This window comes from Saccharothrix sp. ALI-22-I, assembly GCF_001984175.1.
Classification (GTDB): Bacteria; Actinomycetota; Actinomycetes; order Mycobacteriales; family Pseudonocardiaceae; genus Actinosynnema.
The window spans coordinates 35,807-53,652 of the sequence record NZ_MTQP01000043.1; the positions used below are offsets into that span (position 1 = coordinate 35,807).

A 17,846-nucleotide genomic window follows, 5' to 3' on the forward strand; every position below is an offset into this window, starting at 1 on the left:
AGAACGCCGACAGGTACAGGTCGGGGGTGCTGCTCGTCGCCGAAGTACTCCTGCGCTACCGGCACCCGGTGCCGGTAGCCGGTGGCCAGCAGGACCAGGTCGAAGTCGTCCTTCGTGCCGTCGGTGAAGTGCACCGTCGTGCCCTCGGTGCGGGCGATGCCCGGCTTGGCTGTGATGTCGCCGTGCTGCAAGTGGTGGATCAGCATCGAGTTGATCGCGGGGTGGGTCTCGAACAACTTGTGGTCGGGCTTGGGCAGGCCGAGGCGCGTGGGATCGCCGTTGAGGATCCTCAGGAGCGCGCCGAAGACCTTCTGCTCCAGCCACATCGGCATCCTCGGCCCGATGCCTGCGAGCGTGTCCACGGGACGGCCGAACACGTGCTTGGGCACGAACCAGTAGCCGCGCCGCATGCTGATCACCGCGTGGTCGGCCGACCACGCGGCGTCGCAGGCGATGTCGCAGCCGGAGTTGCCCGCACCCACGACGAGGACCCGCTTGCCGCGCAGCCACGAGCGCCACCGGCACCGCCCAGCGCGGCACGTGACTGCCACGCAGGCGGGTCGTGGCGCCGATCACGAAGCAGACGAACCACGACGTGGGCAGCGCGTAGGCGTTGTCTGCGTTCGGCCACAGCCAGATCAGGGTCGCGACGCAGGCGGTGAGCGCGGCCAAGCCGGTGGCCACCAATGACACACCGACCCTGCCGCGCACCCAGGTGAACGCCAGCAACGCGGGCCACAGCAGGTAGAACTGCTCCTCGGTGGCCAGCGTCCAGCCGTGGAACGCCGCCGCGCTGACGCCGCCGATCGGCAGGTTGCCGGTGAACGTCAGCAACACCGCCGCGGTCAGTGGCAGCCGGTCGCGGTCGCCCAGCGGGTCGAACACCCACGTCACGACGGCGAACACCAGCACCAGCGCGACCAGCGCGGGCAGCAGCCTGCGGGCCCGGCGCAGGTAGAACCGCCGGTAGTCGACCTTTCCCATGCGCTCCAGTTCCTTGGCGAGCACGCCGGTGATCAGGTAGCCGCTGAGCGTGAAGAACATGACCACGCCGACCACCCCGGCGCCGGGGAAGACGCCCGGGAAGGCGTGCCGCAGCATCACCAGCAGGATGGCGATGCCGCGCATCACGTCCAGTCCGGCGATCCGTCCACTCACCTGGTCATCGCCGAACGGATGAGCCGGTCCAGCAGGTCCGGATAGGACAGCCCGGCGGCGGCGAACATCTTGGGCACCTGTGATTGGGCGGTCATGCCCGGCATGGTGTTGACCTCGTTCAGCACGAATCCCTCGTCGGTCAGGAAGAAATCGACCCTGGCGATGTCCCGGCAGCCGAGCGCCTCGTACACGCGCAGCGCCGCGTCGCTCAACGCCTTCGCCTCGACACCCGGCACGACCGGGTCGTCACCGACGTCGACCACTGCCTGGTCCATCGACACCATGCCGACCACCGGGCGACGCCTGCCTGCCAACAACACCTCGGCCTGGCCGGACACGGCACGCCGCAGTCCGTCGGCATAGCCGACCGGCAGCAGCGCCAGCGTGGTCGCCCGCTCGATGATGTGCGTGTGGCCGTAACCGACCCCGGTGCCGGCGGTCACCCGCCGCACCTGCACGACCGGTGCGGCGAGCCGCAGCGCCGGGCGCAGCCGCGTGGTCCCTGAGGGGTCGATGCCCACCAGCCCGGCGCCGATCCGGACCATGTCGAGGTGCGTGCAGGGATCGGTCAGCGTGGCGCTCGTGGCCGCCAAGTGCCGCACCGACGGCCGCAGTCCGGCCTGTCGCGCCATTTCGACGCCGCGCAGCATCGCCTGTCGTCCGTCCGCGTTCGCCGGGTCCCCAGGCTCATCGGCCCGCGCGAGGTGCCCCATCACGCCGACGACCCGGACGCGTCCGGCGACCTCCACGCGCCGGGCGGCGGCCATCAACGCGAGCCATGTGTCCGGGGCGGCGCCGTCGCGGGCCATCCCGGTGTCGAGCTGGAGGTGAACGCGAACCGGCCGCCCGGAGTGTTCGATCGCGGCGAGGTGTTCCAGACTCGGCACGCTCAGGTCGATCCCGTGCCGCCACGCCGCGGACACATCGGCATCGACCTGGTTGAGCCAGCTCAGCACCGGAGCATCCACACCGGACTCCCGCACCGCGACGGCTTCCGCGATCGACGTGACCCCGATCCAGGTCGCGCCGTTGGCCAGCGCGGTCGCGGCGACGGCGGCCAGGCCGTGCCCGAACCCATCGGCCTTCACGACGGCCATCACCTCACCCCGCGCGGTCCGGACGAACCGCCGGGTGTTGGCCGCCACCGCATCCAGGTCGACGTGCAGCACCGGACCGGCCGACACCTGCCTGATGCCGGCCACAAGGGCGCTCATGCCGGCACAACCGCCTCGACCGGCGCGTACAGGGCGTGCTCGGCACCGGTGAGCAACGCCCAGTACCGATCGCCGTAGGACCAGTGCCACCACTCCGTCGGGTAGTTGACCAGCCCGGCGGAGCCGAGCGCCTCGGCGAGCACCGTCCTGTTGCGACGCGCCTCCGCGTCCACGTCGGCCCCGAACCAGCACGCGCCGTTGCTCTGTTCCGGTGTGGCGTCGACCGCGGTGCCCATCCACAACTCGGCGCCGTCAGCGCCGACGAGCGTGAGGTCCACCGCCGCGCTCGCCACGTGCGGCGCCACGGCCACCGGAGCGACGAACCTGCTCGACAGCCGCTCCAGTTCGACGGCGTCCGCGGACGGGTGAAGCGCCCGCAGCCCACCGGTGTACTCCTCGATGATCGCGCGCTGGGCGGCGAGGCTGCGATGACCCTCGATCACCTTGAAGTCCACTCCGCACAGCAACGCCGCTCTGGCCTCGATCAGCCGCTCCGCGAGTCCCGACCGCACCAGCACACCCGGCTCGAATGCCAAGGGGCACCAGTAGATCACCGTTGTCCCGCACATGCACCGCGTGCACCCTCGGATCGGCCAGCAGGATCGTCATGCCCGGCAGGTTAAGGGGACGCCCGCACGCCGAGAACGCCTCCGGAGAAACTTCCGATGATCTCTGATGACTGTCTTATATGGACAGATCTGAACCCGGCAAAGCAGACACCGCTTCCGATCACCGGCACCCGCTCGTCATGGCCACGGTATCGACGCTCGGGCCGGCCACTTGGCCGCCGGCGACAGTGCCCCAGTGCGGTCTGCGGCTCGTCGTGAGCAGACGTCGCGAATGGACGTTGTGAGCAGGCATCGTGCTGCCCGCTGCGGCAGCCTCGACGTCGACCGGACGGGCTGCTCGCCCCCCGGCGGACGACCGGTCAAGTAACCGGGTCCGGAAGGTGCTGGAAGTGCGGTCCGGAGTCGGCGGGCTTGGGGCCGCACTCCTTGGTGTGCGCGTGGGCGCCGTACTTCCGGTTGGGCTGCAAGCCGGTCACCTTCAGCATGACCGTCGTCTGCCCGTGCCACGGCATGGACAACACGGCCGCTTCGCGCCCTGCGGCACGGCGGCGTCATAGCTCTGGAGTTCGCCGGACACGCACATCGGCGGCGCGAACGCAGTGGTGAGGCTCAACGCCACGGCTAGCAACACGGATCATCCCTTACTTGAAATAGCACTCTGACTGCGCGTGGTGGTTCGGTCGGGCGGATTCGACCGAACCGGGCGTACCGCCCGACAGCACACCACGGGCTCACGCGCGCCGGCCGGCCACCACGCGCAGTGCGTCAGCGAGTTCGGCGCGCCGCAAGAGCGGCCCCCTCTACTCCGCCAGGCGGACCCTGCACACCGGCGCCGAGCTGCTCACCGACAAGCAGCGCCAACGCCTGGAGGATCTGTTCGCGGCCGACGAACACGTCGAGGTCGAGGCAACTTGGGGATCTACCAGCGGATGATCACCGCCTACAGCGAACCCGGCCGAACCAAGGGCCGCGAGCTGATGAGCAAGCTGATCGAATCGGTCAGCCACGGCGTCCCCACCGCACTGGCCGAGGTCATCCCCCTCGGGCAGACACTGAAGAAGCGCGCCGTCGACGTCCTGGCCTACTTCGACCGCCCCGGCACCTCCAATGGGCCGACCGAGGCGATCAACGGACGCCTCGAACACCTCCGCGGATCCGCCCTCGGGTTCCGCAACCTGACCAACTACATCGCCAGATCGCTCCTGGAGACCGGCGGGTTCAGACCGCAACTACACCCTCGAATGCGAAGAGCCACTTTAGAACTGGTTTCAAGTTGTGGAGGTCTGAGATTGTTGGGTAGGGCGACTAACTCGGTTGTCGCTGGGGTGGCGGGCGGGTTGAATGACTGGCTGTGAACCTGGCACAGGCGGCCGAGCGGCTCGGGTTGGGGCAGTTGCTGGATGCCCCGCTGCTGCTCAAGGATGACGAGCAGAACCCGGTGTGGAAGGCCGTTACCGACTCCGGCTCATGGGTGGTGAAGATCGCCCAGCCCTGGGGTGACTTCTGGCTGGCCATGGCTGCCCAGGCAGGGGCGCTTGAAGCCGCCGCGTGGGAGATCGGTGTCGCGATGCCCGAGCCGCAATCGACGACTCTGGGAGAAGCGGGTCTGTGGCGACCGATCGGGGACGGTGTCTACGCCCGTGCGGTGCGCTTCGTCGAGGGCGCGCATCCGACCGCGCCGACGTCCGAACCGTTGGCGGCATGGGCCGGCGGGCTCGTCGCTGACCTTGCACGGTGCGCGATTCCAGCCGACCCGACCGTCGATGGCGACTACCGGTCGAACTCCCGGGAAGAGTGGGAGGAGTGGTTCGCTCAGGCCGAACGCCTCGAGGTCCTCAGTGCCGAGCATGTCCGCATCTTCAAGCTGTCGGTGGAGCAGGCCGAGGCCATGGTCGAAGATCAACAGGAGTTGTGGCGGTCCAAGTTGGTCATGCATCGCGACATCCGGCACCAGAACGTTCTGACCGGCTCCGGTGGACCGGTGCTGTTGGACTTCGACGCCGCTGGGGCGCAGGACCCGTGGTGGGAGCTGGTCTTCACCGCTTTCGGTCTCGCCGGCTTCGACCGCCGGTTGGAAGTGCCCGAGCGCCGTATCGTCGAAGCGTGCCTCTCCGGGTATGTCGCTGCGGGAGGGGCAGTCGGGGCGGTCGATGAGTCGGCGTTCACCGGTATGTTCGCCGGACGCGTGGGAGCGGCGGCTTGGCAGCTGTGGATGGCCTGCGGCCACCGGGGCGGGAGTCCGGAGTACCAGGCCGGCTTCGCCCAGACACTCAGGGAGTCGGTGGAGGCGATGGCCATGATGCTTGAGGCCATGCCGACCTGGGCCACTTGGCTCAAGGCGTGAGCGGGGAACGCTGGGCGAGGCGCCGCCAACAGATGAGGCTTGCGGCGAGTTTGACGAAGCCTTCATGCATGAGCAGGTGGCGGTCCCAGCGGACTGCGAGGCGTTTGAACTGGTGGAGGTGGGACGATGGACTGTTCGACCACCCAGCGAACCGTGCCGAGTCCGATGATCTCCTTGCGCCCGCGCTGCGGAATGATCGGCTCGATCCGTTTGGAGCGCAGCCACTCGCGGAAGGCGGCGGAGTCGTAGCCGCCGTCGGCCAGGATGGCATCGGGTCGGCGGCGCGCGGCGGATGCTTCCAGTTGATGCCGGTATAGAGCACGAACAGGATGCCCTGCAAGCACTTCCGGTCATCCAACGGCACCGGACCACTTCCGGAGCGGGACAGCGGGGATCGTGGACGACGAGATTGCGCCGTGCACCTCGGCACAGGCGTCGGGGCGTAGCCGGAGGTGAGTCCCTTGGCGGTGGTGATCATGTCGGGCTGGTAGCCGTAGCGCTGCGCGCCGAAGCTGTGGCAGAGGCGGCCGATCGCGCAGATGACCTCGTCGGACACCAGCAGGACGTCGTGGCGGTCGCAGATTCCCCGACCCGCTGGAAGTAGCCGGGAGGTGGCGGGATGGTCAGCGCGCCGGCCACGAGGTCTCCGGCATCGCGGGTTGGCTTGGTCGCCAACCCATCTACCGGAGACCTCGCCACGTCTCGGCCGACGACACGCCGTGGCTACCTCATCTTGGCAACACCGCTAGACAGTTGTCTGACGCCAACGCTGGTTCGTGCCGCCGGTGCAGGTCCACTGGATGAGGCGGGTCCCGCTGGTCGTGCTGGACGACGGGACGTCGAGGCACTTGCCGCTGGCGCGGTTGACCAGTGACACGGTGGTCGTGTCGATGGTGCGCACGGTCCACTGCTGGTTGATGCCGCCGTGGCAGCGCCATTGCAGGACGCTCGCGCCGTTCTCGGTCGAACTGCTGGACACGTCCAAGCAGGAACCGGTGGCCCGGTTGATGACCTCGACGTAGCCGCCCGGCTTGGCGCGGAGCTGCCAGTGCTGGGACTCCGCAGTCGACGCGGTCGCCTGCTGGACCGCGGACCCCGAGGTGTCCAGCCGCAGGCCGCTGTGCTGCGCGGTGAAGGTGGCGAACGGCCCCACCCCGCCCGCGGTCTGCACCACAGTGCGGATCGTGCCGTCCGGGTTGTGGTGCAGGCGGTCCATCACGACCGACCTCTTGTAGCCACCGCCGCCCTCACGGGCGTTCTTGTGGTACGCGACGTACCACTCACCCTGGTACTGGAAGATCGACTGGTGGTTGGTGCTGACGTTGACGTAGTCCAGGAGCACGCCGCGGTAGGTGAACGGGCCCATCGGTGACGAGCCGGTGGCGTAGTGGATCTGGCCGGGCCAGCCGGTCGAGTACGAGAAGTAGTAGGTGTCGCCGATCTTGTGCAGGTGCGGCGCCTCGCCGTACTGGGTCGCACCGGTCACGCGGACGTCGGTGATCGGCCCGGCCGTGGACACCATGTCCGCGCCCAACCGGACCACCTTCGGCGTCCGCGTACCGAAGTACATGTAGGACGAACCGTCGCCGTCGGTGAAGATCATCGGGTCGATCGGCTCGTCGCCGACGTTGGTGTCGCGGGCGCGGTCCACCAGCGCGCTGCCCCGCGCGTCGGTGAACGGACCCGTCGGTGACGACGAGACCGCCACACCGATCTTGGTCCGGTCCACGGGGAGGTAGAGGTAGTAGCGGCCGTTGCGCTCCACCGCGCTGGGAGCCCACGCGTACTGGCTCGCCCAGGAGAAGCCCGCGATCGAGAAGATGTCGCCGTGGTCGGTCCAGTCCACCAGGTTCGACGACGAGTAGGACCGCCACGACTTCGAATCCCAGTAGGTGCCGCTGTTCGTCTGGTCGTCGGTGACGTAGAGGTGCACTCGCCCGTTGAACACGTGCGCGGACGGGTCCGCGATGAAACGGTCGGGGACGATCGGGTTCGCGGCGCTCGCCGACGGCACGCCGATCACCATGGAACCCACGAGCGCACCGGCGGTCAGGACGCCGCGAAGGACACTCCGGCTCCCGTGACGACGTTTCCCTACCTCGTGTGCTGGTCGCGCCGCGAGATCCGGCCGGTCAACGCGTGAAGTCTTGATAGTGATCACTTCCAATCTGCATCGTGTGGGTTTGTGTCCGTTGTGGTCCCGAAGCCGGACTTCAGCCCCGCGCTCGGCATTGCCACCGCCTCAGGCGCTCGCCGAGCAGCCGCAACGTGTTGCCGCTGCGAGGAACAGCCGGTCGGCCGCGCCACGGCGGAATCAGGCCGCACGGTCAGACGGGCGGCTGCGGCAGGACGGTGAAGCGGCCGTCGGCGCGAGGGCGGCGACCCCCGCGGCCTGCAGCAACCTGCGACGGTTCAAGGGCGAGGATGACATGATGCTCCCTGGATCGGCTGCCGCCGCTGCCACAAACAGCCGCAGGCACACCTTTGTGCTCAAGATGAACCGATTAACGACGGACGTCCGTGTCGATCGGCGAGGCAGACCGGCGCCCGGTTCCGCGTTTCAGTACGAGGGCGCCGTGACGGTCAGCGTCGGACCGGTCGACGCGGCGGACGCGGGCGTCACCCCTGCGGATACCAGCAGTGAGGTGGCGACCGCCCGTGCTCTCGCCAGGGCAGTGGCCCGGTGAGGGGTTCGGCTCACGGCACGGCCGGGGTATCGCATGGTCGACAACCTCTCCGTTGGGGTCGCACGCCGTCCGAACCGCCGGGTGGACAGATGTTATCGCTAACAATCTGCTTGCGCGGCGAGCCTTGCCCGATCTTGTGTACGTATGATGTATAGGTAACAGTCGTGTTGGCGCGTTGTCAACAGTCCGACTCCGGACACGTCCACTTAAACGTGTCGCTGCTGTTAGCGCTAACAGCACTCGGCGACCAGCCGTCGGGCCTCAAGCCGCACCCCTGCTGCGAGCCTCGGCAGCGGTCATGCGATTGCCTCCCGGGTGTCCGCGACGTTCTCGACGGCCTGACCGACACCTTGCTGTAGCGACCATTCCAGGAATAGCCGTAGTGATCGCTACAAGAACCAGATAAGTATGATGTATTTTGGCTTTTCGAAGACGACCTCGCGTGTTAGCGTGCACAGACCCGAAAGAGTGTGACTCATCTACTCTTGAAGCCCACTTAGATACGACACATCATGCAGGTGGACCGCTTCCCGCATCCCTCCCCAGGAGAAGGAGCACCGTGGCTCTCCAACGGCACGGCACTGATCGTCTTCACCTGCCAGGGGTCCGGCAACCAGCAGTGGCGGCGCTGACCCACTGATGCCCGGCCGAACCGGAGTTCCGGCTCGGCCGGGCGTCAGCGTTCACCGTCCATATCCGACAGTGGAAGCCGGCACCACGGCGAATTCTTCAGAAAGGAACGGCGTCTCATGACGGAGGCATTGGAATGGAGCGCACCCGATGTGGTCGTGCGGGTGGAGCCGTGGGGTGCCGACAGCCTGCGGGTGCGGGTGGCGCGGGACAGCCTGCGTGACGACCTGCCCGGCGCGTTGCTCATCCCGAAGCCACCAGCCGGGGACCCCGTTGTCGGGGAGCGCCGCATCGTCAACGGTGCGATCACCGCCGAGCTGGACGAGCGGGGGCACCTGCGGTTCGTCGACACCGCGAGCGGTGCCGAGTTGCTGGCGGAGGCTCCGCCGTACATCTGGTGGCCGGGTCCGCGGCACTTCACCTCCGAAGGGCTTGAGCAGCGCTTCCGCGGCTATCCGGGCGAGCGGTTCTACGGTCTGGGTCAGCACGGGCACGGCAGGCTCGACCAGAAGGGCTGTGTGATCGACCTCGTGCAGCGCAACGGCGAGGTCACCATCCCGTTCCTGGTGTCCAGCCGCGGCTACGGCCTGCTGTGGCACAACCCGGCGATCGGACGGGTCGAGCTCGGCATGGACATCACCCGCTGGGTGGCGCGGGACTCGCACCAGATCGACTACTGGATCACCGCCGGCGACCGTCCCGCCGACATCCTCGCCCGCTACGCCGAGGCCACCGGGCACACGCCGATGATGCCGGAGTGGGCGGCCGGGTTCTGGCAGAGCAAGCTGCGCTACAAGACGCAGGACGAGCTGCTGGCCGTCGCCCGCGAGCACCACGGACGGGGGCTGCCGCTGAGCGTGATCGTCGCGGACTTCTTCCACTGGCCCGCCATGGGCTCCTGGCGGTTCGACCCGACCTCGTGGCCGGACCCCGGGGCGATGGTGCGGGAGCTGGAGGAGATGGGCGTGCGGCTGATGGTCTCCGTCTGGCCGAACGTCGGTCCCGGCAGCGAGAACTACGAGCCCATGCGGCGCGCGGGTCTGCTCGTCGGCCGGGCCGGCGGCGGGCTCACCCGGCAGCACTGGCCCGACCCGTCCGGGTACGTGGAAACGGCCTACGTCGACTCGACCAACCCCGCCGCCCGCCGATATCTGTGGGAACAGGTCGAGCGCAACTACCTCGCGCACGGTGTCAAGGTGTGGTGGCTGGACGCCTGTGAGCCCGACCTCGCGTCCGGTCTCACCGAGAACACCGTCTACCACGCCGGTCCCGGCCGCGCCGTGACCAACCTCTACCCCCTCCTGCACGCACAGGGCTTCCACGAGGGGATGCGCGGGGCGGGCGAGGACGAGGTCGTGCTGTTGATCCGGTCGGCGTGGGCGGGCAGCCAGCGGTACGGCGCGGCCGTGTGGTCCGGTGACGTCGCCAGCACGTTCGACTCGCTCGCCGTGCAGGTCAGGGCCGGGCTGAACATGGCGATGAGCGGTATCCCGTGGTGGAACAGCGACATCGGTGGTTTCCTCGGCGGCGACCCGGACGACGAGGAGTTCCGCGAGCTGGTGATCCGCTGGTTCCAGTACGCGGTCTTCACCCCGCTGCTGCGCCTGCACGGCGACCGGGCGCCCAACCAGCCGTTCACCGCCGACATGACCGGAGGACCCAACGAACTGTGGTCCTTCGGCGAGACGGCCTACCCGATCCTGTGCGACCAACTGCACCTGCGGGAACGGCTCAAACCGTATGTCCTGGACCAGATGCGCGTCGCACACGAGACCGGGCTGCCGCCGATGCGGCCGCTGTTCGTCGACTTCCCCGACGACGAGCGGGCATGGCAGGTGGAGGACCAGTTCATGTTCGGACCCGACCTGCTGGTCGCACCCGTCACCGAGTACCGCGCACGCTCCAGGACCGTGTACCTGCCCTCCGGAACGGACTGGACCGACGCGTGGACCGGAACACCCGCCGCCGGCGGGACCACCGTGGACACCACCGCACCCCTCGACCGCATCCCCGTCTTCGTCCGACAAGGCACCTCACCCATCCCGAACCACACCTGACCACGCGGTGAGGCCGGCGGGCGCGGCGCATTCGACCAGGCGGTGGGCCGGCCGGCGGCGGAGTCGCACCGGCACGGAACCGGCAAACCGGCAGCCAGGGGCGGCACTTCCGCGCGTGATCATCCGAAACCCGGTTTGGCTGGTGTGTGGCAGCGCTCGGGGCCTCTGTTCCGCAGCGGCCCCGAGCGCCGGGTGATCACGGGTTGTGGTGTCCGGCGGTGATCCGGTCGCCGTAGACGGGTTCCCGGCCGTAGCGGTGGGGTGGACGGTCGACCCGCGATCAGCGATGCCCCGGCTCCACAGCCGTTGTTGCGCAGCCGTGTCGCAAGAGGCAACAAGGTGGGTACGCTCCACGTCCACCCGGCAGAGAGGCGCAACCGCGTCGGCTCTCGACTGCTTGACGCGGCTGTGGCCGCGGCCCGAGAAGACGGCCGACGGTGTGTCGTCGCTCAGGCGCGGGCGGACTCCTCGGGGGCCCGTTTCCTGTCGGCCCAGGGCCTTCGCAAGGTCCTGACCCTGACGTTCGCCCGACTGCCACTGGCTCAGGCGGACATCACCGATCACCCGACGGTCGCATCCCGGTTACCGGTTGGCGTGGTGGAACGGCACCGTTCCCGACCAGTTCGCCGACACGTTCGCCGCCTCTCGCAGGGCCATGGACGACATGCCGATGGACGACACCGACTACGGCACGGTCTCCTGGGACGTGGACCGGGTCAGGGCCGCAGCGGAGGCCATCGAGAAGCGCGGTGACCTGTTGCGCACAGTTGTCGCCGTCGACGAGTCGGACGGCTCGATCGCCGGATTCACCGAACTGGTTGTTCCGGAAGGCGGCAAGGGCGACGGCCAGCACTACGGCACCGGGGTCCTGCCCGAGCACCGCGGGCACGGCCTCGGCCGGTGGATGAAGGCCGAGTCGATCCGCCAAGCCCGGGAACACCACCCGGACCTCGACGGGTTGCTGACCGACACCGCCGACAGCAATCTGTACATGCGCAGCATCAATGACGCTCTCGGCTACACACCGACGCACACGACGTTCGAGTACCAGCTCGATCTGTAGCAACGCCGCACGGCGCGGCGTTTGGCCTCGTTGACTGATGTGCCCCGAGTTTCGTGGAGTCGACTCGGTGGACTTCACCCACAGACCGCTGCGCACCCGCATCTCGGGCGGACTCGTCAACGAGCACAGACATGCCGCATGACGTGCAGCGATGACTTTCGAGCGGCACAACCCGCCGCGATCGTCGCCTGATGCCGCTCCAACCGCGCCTCAGCGTCAGTCAGTCGTCGCACTTCAGCGCCGAGTCAGCGGCCACGGAGACGATCAGAGGTAGGACGCACACCTGATGCTGGCCATCACATCGAAGAGGGGCTTCCATTGGACACCGCCATCGACGACCGCAAACGCATGCAGAGCAACCAGCAAGGCTGGAACCGGCGAGCCGTGGCACACCTCGACTCGACCTACTACGACCTCGACTCGTTCCGGGCAGGCAAGAGCAGCCTGCGCTCGCTGGAGCTGGGCGTGGTCGGTGATGTATCCGGTAAGGACTTCCTGCACTTGCAGTGCCACATCGGACTGAACGCCATCTCCTGGGCCCGACGGGGTGCCAACGTCACAGCGGTGGACTTCGCCGACGAGGCCCTCAAGATCGGCGGTGAGCTGGCCAAGGGCCTGAACACGGACATCAACTTCGTGCACGCCAACGTCTTCGACCTGCCCGAGGTGTTGGAGGGTTCCTTCGACATCGTCTACACCGACTACGGGGTGCTGCACCTCCTGCCGGACCTGTCCGCGTGGGCCAAGGTCGTGGCGCACTTCCTCAAGCCCGGTGGTGTCTTCCACGTCGTGGAGATCCACCCGATCCTCGCCGCGATCGAGGAGGTCGGCAACGGCGAGCTGCGGGTTCGCCCGGAGGCAATCCCCAGCGGTCCTCTCGAGGACGAGGTCACCGCCACGTACGGGGACGGGTACGACGACGTTCAGCACATCGATCCGTACAAGCAGTACAGCTGGCTGTGGAGCATTCCCACCGTCATGAACGCGCTGATCGAGGCGGGACTGCGGATCGAGACGTTCACTGAGGTGCCGGTCGACTGCCGGCAACGCTTCAGCAACATGGTCCGTGACGAGAACGACGAGGGGTTGTGGCGGATGCCCGGAGACCCGATCCCCCTGTCGTGGACCTGCTCCGCGCGCAAGCCGGAGTAGCCCGCCCCGCCGTTGTCACACGGCCGCTGTGTCCGGCCAGGACCAGAGAGCCGATGCCATGCCGGACAGGCCTCCTCCGCCAGCTTGGGCGGAGGAGGCCTGCGGCTCGGTGATGAGGGGGCCGACCACAGCAACTCCGGTGAGCGGCCCGCGGCTCAGCGTTGGCGTTCCACCGCCTGCACCACAACGGTCCCGCCGCTGTCGTCCCTCGTGCGCGCTTGGGCCTCGGCGGCGAACTCCAGCGCGACGCCGTTGCGCCCGGTGGGAGTCAGGACGAGTTCGACCGTGCCGCAGCCGTGGCGTCCCGCGATCTCCACGATCTCCTGAAGGACGAGCGGCTCGACGCCACGGCCCATCACGGGGCACGAGACCGAGAACACCTCAACAGAGCAGACGCCGGAGTCGAACGCCAGCGCGGCCACCGCACCCAAGCCGTAGTCGCCGAATCGGTCGCGGACGCTCGCCGTGAGCAGCAGCCGGTCGTCGGCGAGGGCGAAGTCGGCCGGGACGAACCCGTCGGGTACCGGGCCGAGCACAAAGTCCTTGGCCCCCGCGAGCAACTCGGTCACCTTCGGGGGCACAGCGTCGCCCGGCTCGTCGAACGTGACCGAGACGTCCAGGCTGTCCACGAACTCCTCCAGCGACAAGGTCCGAGCGGATTCCCCCGGAAGCACCGGAAGGGCCGCGCCGGGCCGCCTGCGCAGGGGCCTGTCGAAGACGCAGGACTCCTGCAGCTCCGCCGGCCAGTTCTCGGAGGCCGAGCCGAGGAGCACCGGCTCCAGCCCGTCGATCGCGTCAGCCGCGCCCGCCAGCTCGGGATCCGCCGTCAGCAGCAAGCTCGGTCCGAGGCGGGCGGCCACCTCGCTCAACGGCTCAGCTCCCGCCGTCCACTCGCCGACCAGGTACGGCGCCAGCGGAGCCCAATCGCCGGTGAGCGCCTCCAGGAACACGTCGCCCGGCGCGGTGGTGGCGAGGCGCATTCCGGCCGCGCCGAGCCGCAGCAGCGAGTCGCGGAGGACCTCCGCGTACGCCTGCGTCAGGATGTCGCCGCCGAGGACCACGGCACGGGGGACGCCGCCGAAGCGGACCCGCAGGAGCCGGGCGATGACGAGCCCGAGCCGCCAGAACACCTCCTCGGTGTAGGGGATACGGGCGAACGCGTGGAGGGCCGGGTGGTGGGCACGCAGCGCCCCGACATCACGCACGGCCTCCTCCGCGTCGGCGACCAGCACGTGGGGGTTGCCCGCGAGCCGGTCCCGCAGCCGCTGTCTGGCCGCCGTGGCGGCCGCCGCGATCCCGTCGGGGCACCCGGCATCAGCCGCCCCGGCCCTGTTCTGCGGAAGGGCGGGGAGCACGAACACAAGGCATGTCTCCCTGCGGTCGGCAGCCGCCAACGTCGCGTCCGCGAGCCGCAAGAGCTCACCCTCCTCCTCGCCGTCCGGCATCTCCTCCCAGCGAGGGGCGACGACAAGCACGTCGGGGGCGAGCCGGGCCATCCGCCCGTGGTCGTCGAGGCATTCGGGCAGAATCTGGTTGAACGGTCCGACGACGATCTCGGGGACGAGACCCGCGTCCACGAGCGCCACGTGCAGGTACGGCTCAATCGGATCGATCGTGTAAGAGGCCAGCAGCCCGACGGTCAGGGCGGGCGGGGCGGTAGGCAGGCCCCGGCGGCGCGTCCGCACGGCGGCGGCCGCGGCGGCCAGGGCGTCGCGCTCAGCGGTCGCCGACATCGACACCCTCCTCACCACGCACGCCGGCCGGGGAGGGCAGAGCTGCCGCAGGAACGCCCCGGCCGGAGACGGACGGGTCGCCGAGCGCCGCGGGCGACTCGAGCGCCGCCTTGATCGCTTTCAGGAACTCCACCGCGGTACTGCCGTTGACGAACCGGTGGTCGTAGGCGAGCCCGACGATGGCCACAGAGCGCGGGATGACGGCGCCGTCGGCGGTGAACACGGCCTCGTGGCGGGTGCCGCCCAGCGATACCGCGCACGTCTGGCCGGGGAAGACGATGGGCTGGGCGAGCAGGACGTCGTCGTTGTTGTTCAGGGAAAGGAGGATGTTGGCACCGTTGAGGTCGGCCGTCTCAAAGGCCTCGCGCATGGCCTTGATGCGGTAGTCCATCAGCAGGCCGGCGATCTCGTCGAGCGTCCGTTCGCCCGCGTCCTTCACCACCGGCGCGAAGAGCCCCCGTCCGACGTCGACGGTGACGCCGACGTGTGCCGCCTCGGGCAGCAGCAGCGTGCCCTCGGCGGTGGGAGTGCCGTAGCAGAGGGGGAACCGCGCGGGCAGCCGGCCGAGGACGGCCACGAGCAGCTCGGAGAGCCCGACGAGTGCTCCCGTCCGCTCAGACAGCTCCCTGGCGGTGGCCATGGCGGAGTCGACGGTGACGACGACGGCCGTGAAGGCGGCCGGGATCTCCTGGTGGGACTTGGAAACCGCCGCGGCCACCGCACGCTGCGCACGGTTCGGGGTGTGCGTTTTCGTCTCGCCGCCCTGTGTCTCGCCGCCCTGTGTCCCGCCGCTTTGAGGCGCCTCGCTCAGTAGCCGACGTACGTCGGCCTCGCGAACGACCCGCAGACCCAGCCGGGACAGGGTGGCCGGCTCTATCCCGTGCTGTTCGGCCAGGAGACGCGCGGGTTCGGTGAGCGTGGCGCGCCCCTCGACGACCTCGTCCACGGATCCGGGCGTGGGGTCCGCGAGCCGGCTGGCCAGGAACTCCTGCCGGTCCGCCTCGGAGGCGAAGAGGTGGGCGATGACGTCGCCCTGGGCGCAGTCGGCAGGTGCCGCCACCAGCCTCTGCAGGATGCCGTCGTGCTCGCAGTACAGCTCCTCGGTCGCCTTCGAGGTCTCGACGACGACGACCGGATCGCCCTCCTTCAGCTGCTGCCCGTCCTCGGCGAGCCATTCGACGAGTACGTAGGCGGTGTCGTTGTTGTTGAGCTTCGGCACCTCGATGTCGATCACACCGGGCTCCTTTCGCCACGCAGGTCCGCGAGTACGGCCTCACGGATCGTGTCGGCCTGGACCAGGACCTCGCGTTCCAAATGGACGGCCGTCGGGATGACGCTGTCGGCCGAGTGGATGAGCCGGACGGGCCGACGGAGCCGCCCCCAAAGCCGCTCGTGCAGGACGTGCGCGACCTCCGCACCCCAGGTCCCGCCCGCCGTGCTCTCCTCGACGACGCAGACGTACGCCGCACGCCGCGCCGCACCGAGCAACGCCTCGGCCTCCACCGGGTACAGCCGGGAGGGGATCACGAGCCGGCAGCTGATCTCGTGGTGCAGCAGCAGGTCGCGCATGGCGGCCATGGCGCGTTCCGCCATGCCACCGGGCGCGACGATGAGGCAGTCCACATCGCCGTCAGCGTCGACGTACACCTGCGCCGGGGCGATGTCGTCCGCGCCGAGGAAGCCATAGTCGAACAAGTCGTCCACTCGGCCGTCACCAGCTGTCCGGCGCGTGTAGAGCACCTTGTCCTCGATGAACACGCACGGTTCGCCGAGTGCGAGCATGTGGGCCAGCACCGTCCGGTTGTCGTGGAACGGCGACAGCTCGAACAGCGACAGTCCGGGAATCCCGATGAAGTGCTTCAGCAGGGTCTGGCTGTGCGTCGGGCCGTAGCCGCGGTTGCCGCCGGACGGGCAGCGCACCACCAGGCGCATGGGGTGCGGCCGCCCGTACATGGACACGGACTTGCTGGCGAAATTGAGCACCTGGTCGAACGCGAGACCGGCGAAGTCACCGAACATGATCTCGACGATCGCCGCGTCCCCGGCCATGGCGAGCCCAGCGGCGACGCCGACGATGCCGTTCTCGCTGATCGGCGTGGTGATCACCCGGCCAGGATGGGCCTGCGACAGCCCGCGGGTCACCTTGAACGCCCCTCCGTACGGATCGGCGATGTCCTCACCGAGCACGTACAGCCGGGAGTCAGCCCGCATGCACTCGTGCAGCGCGCTGTTGAGGTTCTCCACCACCCGTACCGGCCGCCCGTTCACGCCTTGCTCCAGACCGCCGGCGGCCTCGCGGCCACCTCGTCCACCAGCCGGGTGACCCGTGCCGCCGCGATCGCGTCGGCCTCCGCGAACCGCTCCCCGAGGGCCTCGGAGTACAGCGCGTGCCAGTCGGCCGCGCGCACCTGTCGCAGTTCCGCATCCGTCCGGGTGTCGTCGCCCTTGCTGTGCGGCCCGAGCCGGTGCGTGACGAACTCCAGGACCAGCGGAGCGCCGTCCCGTACTCGCTCGACGAGCGGCCCGGCCGTGGCCCGGATCTCGGTCAGGCTGCTGTTCTCGACGCGCAGGTGGGCAATGCCGAACGCGGCGGCGCGGGCCCGGATGGTGCCCGCCATCTGCGCACCGGTGGCCGTCGACTGGGCGATACCGTTGTGCTCGACGACGACGAGGAGTGGCAGCCGCCACAACGCTGCCATGTTGAGCGCCTCGTAGACCGCGCCCTCACCCCAGGTGCCGTCGCCGATGTAGGTGAGCGCGAGCGCTCCCGGCTCGTGCCGCTTGAGATGGAGGGCAACCCCGGCGGCGACCGGCAGGCTCTCCCCCTGCACGCCGGTGGACAGGTAGCGGTCGCGGAAGATGTGCTGGCTGCCGCCGACGCCGTTGCAGACGGCACCCTCCCGGCCCATGATCTCCGCGAGCAGGCCGGCGGGGTCGCCGAACCTGGCGATGTAGTGGCCGTGGCCGCGGTGGTTGCTGAAGACGTAGTCACGTTCGGCCAGCAGCGGTACCAGCGCGACCGGCACGTATTCCTGCCCGAGGCAGGTGTGCGTCGTGCCGTGCAGCTCGCCCCGCGCGAACAGGTCGAGCAGGGCGAGCTCGAAGTGGCGGATCAGCAACATCGTCGCCAGGTCGGCGTCCGCCGGTGGCGAGATGTGGTCGGCGCCGTCCGGCGCCATCTCGATGGTCGTCGTCGCCATGTTGTTGGTCACTTGCTGGTCCTCTCCCGGTTTCCGCAG

13 protein-coding genes and 5 pseudogenes are annotated in these 17,846 nt (G+C 69.1%); 6 read left to right on the forward strand and 12 right to left on the reverse strand.

The features are described from left to right. Positions 1–107: 107 nt before the first annotated feature. The 5 genes and pseudogenes from ALI22I_RS55425 to ALI22I_RS50490 form a co-directional block, all read right to left on the reverse strand. Positions 108–551: pseudogene (locus tag ALI22I_RS55425) on the reverse strand (hypothetical protein); the annotation flags it as partial. A 16-nt stretch (positions 552–567) separates the two neighbouring features. Then, positions 568–1,158, reverse strand: a pseudogene (locus tag ALI22I_RS55430) (acyltransferase family protein); the annotation flags it as partial. After that, positions 1,155–2,372, reverse strand: coding sequence for an alanine racemase (gene alr / locus ALI22I_RS06620; RefSeq protein WP_077004619.1), 1,218 nt, complete (start codon positions 2,370–2,372; stop codon positions 1,155–1,157). The pseudogene ALI22I_RS55430 and the gene alr, both read right to left, overlap by 4 nt. Next, positions 2,369–2,908, reverse strand: coding sequence for a M15 family metallopeptidase (locus ALI22I_RS06625; protein ID WP_202970796.1), 540 nt, complete (start codon positions 2,906–2,908; stop codon positions 2,369–2,371). Before ALI22I_RS06625 ends, alr begins: the two co-directional genes overlap by 4 nt. Before the next feature lie 392 nt (positions 2,909–3,300). Further along, positions 3,301–3,453 carry a hypothetical protein gene (locus tag ALI22I_RS50490; protein WP_179118127.1) on the reverse strand — a complete coding sequence of 51 codons (153 nt, stop codon included), beginning with the start codon at positions 3,451–3,453 and terminating at the stop codon, positions 3,301–3,303. A gap of 274 nt (positions 3,454–3,727) precedes the next feature. Here ALI22I_RS50490 and ALI22I_RS06630 point away from each other — a divergent pair. Both ALI22I_RS06630 and ALI22I_RS06635 read left to right on the forward strand, forming a co-directional pair. After that, positions 3,728–4,182: pseudogene (locus ALI22I_RS06630) on the forward strand (transposase); the annotation flags it as partial. A 110-nt stretch (positions 4,183–4,292) separates the two neighbouring features. Beyond that, entirely contained in the window at positions 4,293–5,285 is a 993-nt protein-coding gene (locus ALI22I_RS06635) for a phosphotransferase (RefSeq protein ID WP_077004620.1), read from the forward strand. 62 nt (positions 5,286–5,347) lie between these two features. On the opposite strand, the gene ALI22I_RS55435 is transcribed toward ALI22I_RS06635, so the two are convergent. The 3 genes and pseudogenes from ALI22I_RS55435 to ALI22I_RS06655 form a co-directional block, all read right to left on the reverse strand. Further along, a complete protein-coding gene (locus tag ALI22I_RS55435) occupies positions 5,348–5,629 on the reverse strand; it encodes a transposase (RefSeq protein ID WP_143532013.1) in 282 nt (93 codons plus the stop codon). 92 nt (positions 5,630–5,721) lie between these two features. Then, positions 5,722–5,900: pseudogene (locus ALI22I_RS06650) on the reverse strand (aminotransferase class III-fold pyridoxal phosphate-dependent enzyme); the annotation flags it as partial. Positions 5,901–6,030: 130 nt separating this feature from the next. Next, positions 6,031–7,311 (reverse strand): family 43 glycosylhydrolase, encoded by a 1,281-nt coding sequence (locus ALI22I_RS06655; protein WP_077004621.1) that lies wholly within the window; start codon positions 7,309–7,311, stop codon positions 6,031–6,033. A 1,410-nt stretch (positions 7,312–8,721) separates the two neighbouring features. Between ALI22I_RS06655 and ALI22I_RS06660 the strand changes: the two genes are divergently transcribed. The 4 genes and pseudogenes from ALI22I_RS06660 (at position 8,722) to ALI22I_RS06670 (ending at position 12,874) form a co-directional block, all read left to right on the forward strand. After that, complete coding sequence (locus ALI22I_RS06660; protein WP_077004622.1) at positions 8,722–10,659, forward strand: glycoside hydrolase family 31 protein; 1,938 nt, start codon at positions 8,722–8,724, stop codon at positions 10,657–10,659. Positions 10,660–10,998: 339 nt separating this feature from the next. Then, positions 10,999–11,124, forward strand: a pseudogene (locus ALI22I_RS55440) (GNAT family N-acetyltransferase); the annotation flags it as partial. A 124-nt stretch (positions 11,125–11,248) separates the two neighbouring features. Then, a complete protein-coding gene (locus tag ALI22I_RS53215) occupies positions 11,249–11,722 on the forward strand; it encodes a GNAT family N-acetyltransferase (protein ID WP_238598160.1) in 474 nt (157 codons plus the stop codon). A gap of 318 nt (positions 11,723–12,040) precedes the next feature. Continuing rightward, positions 12,041–12,874, forward strand: a complete 834-nt coding sequence (locus tag ALI22I_RS06670; RefSeq protein WP_083751487.1) for a class I SAM-dependent methyltransferase — start codon at positions 12,041–12,043, stop codon at positions 12,872–12,874. Positions 12,875–13,029: 155 nt separating this feature from the next. On the opposite strand, the gene ALI22I_RS06675 is transcribed toward ALI22I_RS06670, so the two are convergent. Genes ALI22I_RS06675 through ALI22I_RS06690 form a run of 4 tightly spaced genes read right to left on the reverse strand, consistent with a single transcriptional unit; the run spans position 13,030 to position 17,819 of the window. Further along, positions 13,030–14,607 (reverse strand): hypothetical protein, encoded by a 1,578-nt coding sequence (locus ALI22I_RS06675; RefSeq protein ID WP_077004623.1) that lies wholly within the window; start codon positions 14,605–14,607, stop codon positions 13,030–13,032. Next, entirely contained in the window at positions 14,591–15,841 is a 1,251-nt protein-coding gene (locus tag ALI22I_RS06680) for a 2-oxo acid dehydrogenase subunit E2 (protein WP_077004624.1), read from the reverse strand. Before ALI22I_RS06680 ends, ALI22I_RS06675 begins: the two co-directional genes overlap by 17 nt. After that, the gene (locus ALI22I_RS06685; RefSeq protein WP_202970802.1) at positions 15,838–16,875 is read right to left on the reverse strand and encodes an alpha-ketoacid dehydrogenase subunit beta; all 1,038 of its coding nucleotides are present in this window, start codon (positions 16,873–16,875) and stop codon (positions 15,838–15,840) included. The genes ALI22I_RS06680 and ALI22I_RS06685 overlap by 4 nt, the downstream gene beginning before the upstream one ends. After that, positions 16,872–17,819: a thiamine pyrophosphate-dependent dehydrogenase E1 component subunit alpha gene (locus ALI22I_RS06690; protein WP_202970804.1), complete on the reverse strand. Its 948-nt coding sequence runs from the start codon at positions 17,817–17,819 to the stop codon at positions 16,872–16,874. Before ALI22I_RS06690 ends, ALI22I_RS06685 begins: the two co-directional genes overlap by 4 nt. Between the last annotated feature and the right edge of the window lie 27 nt (positions 17,820–17,846).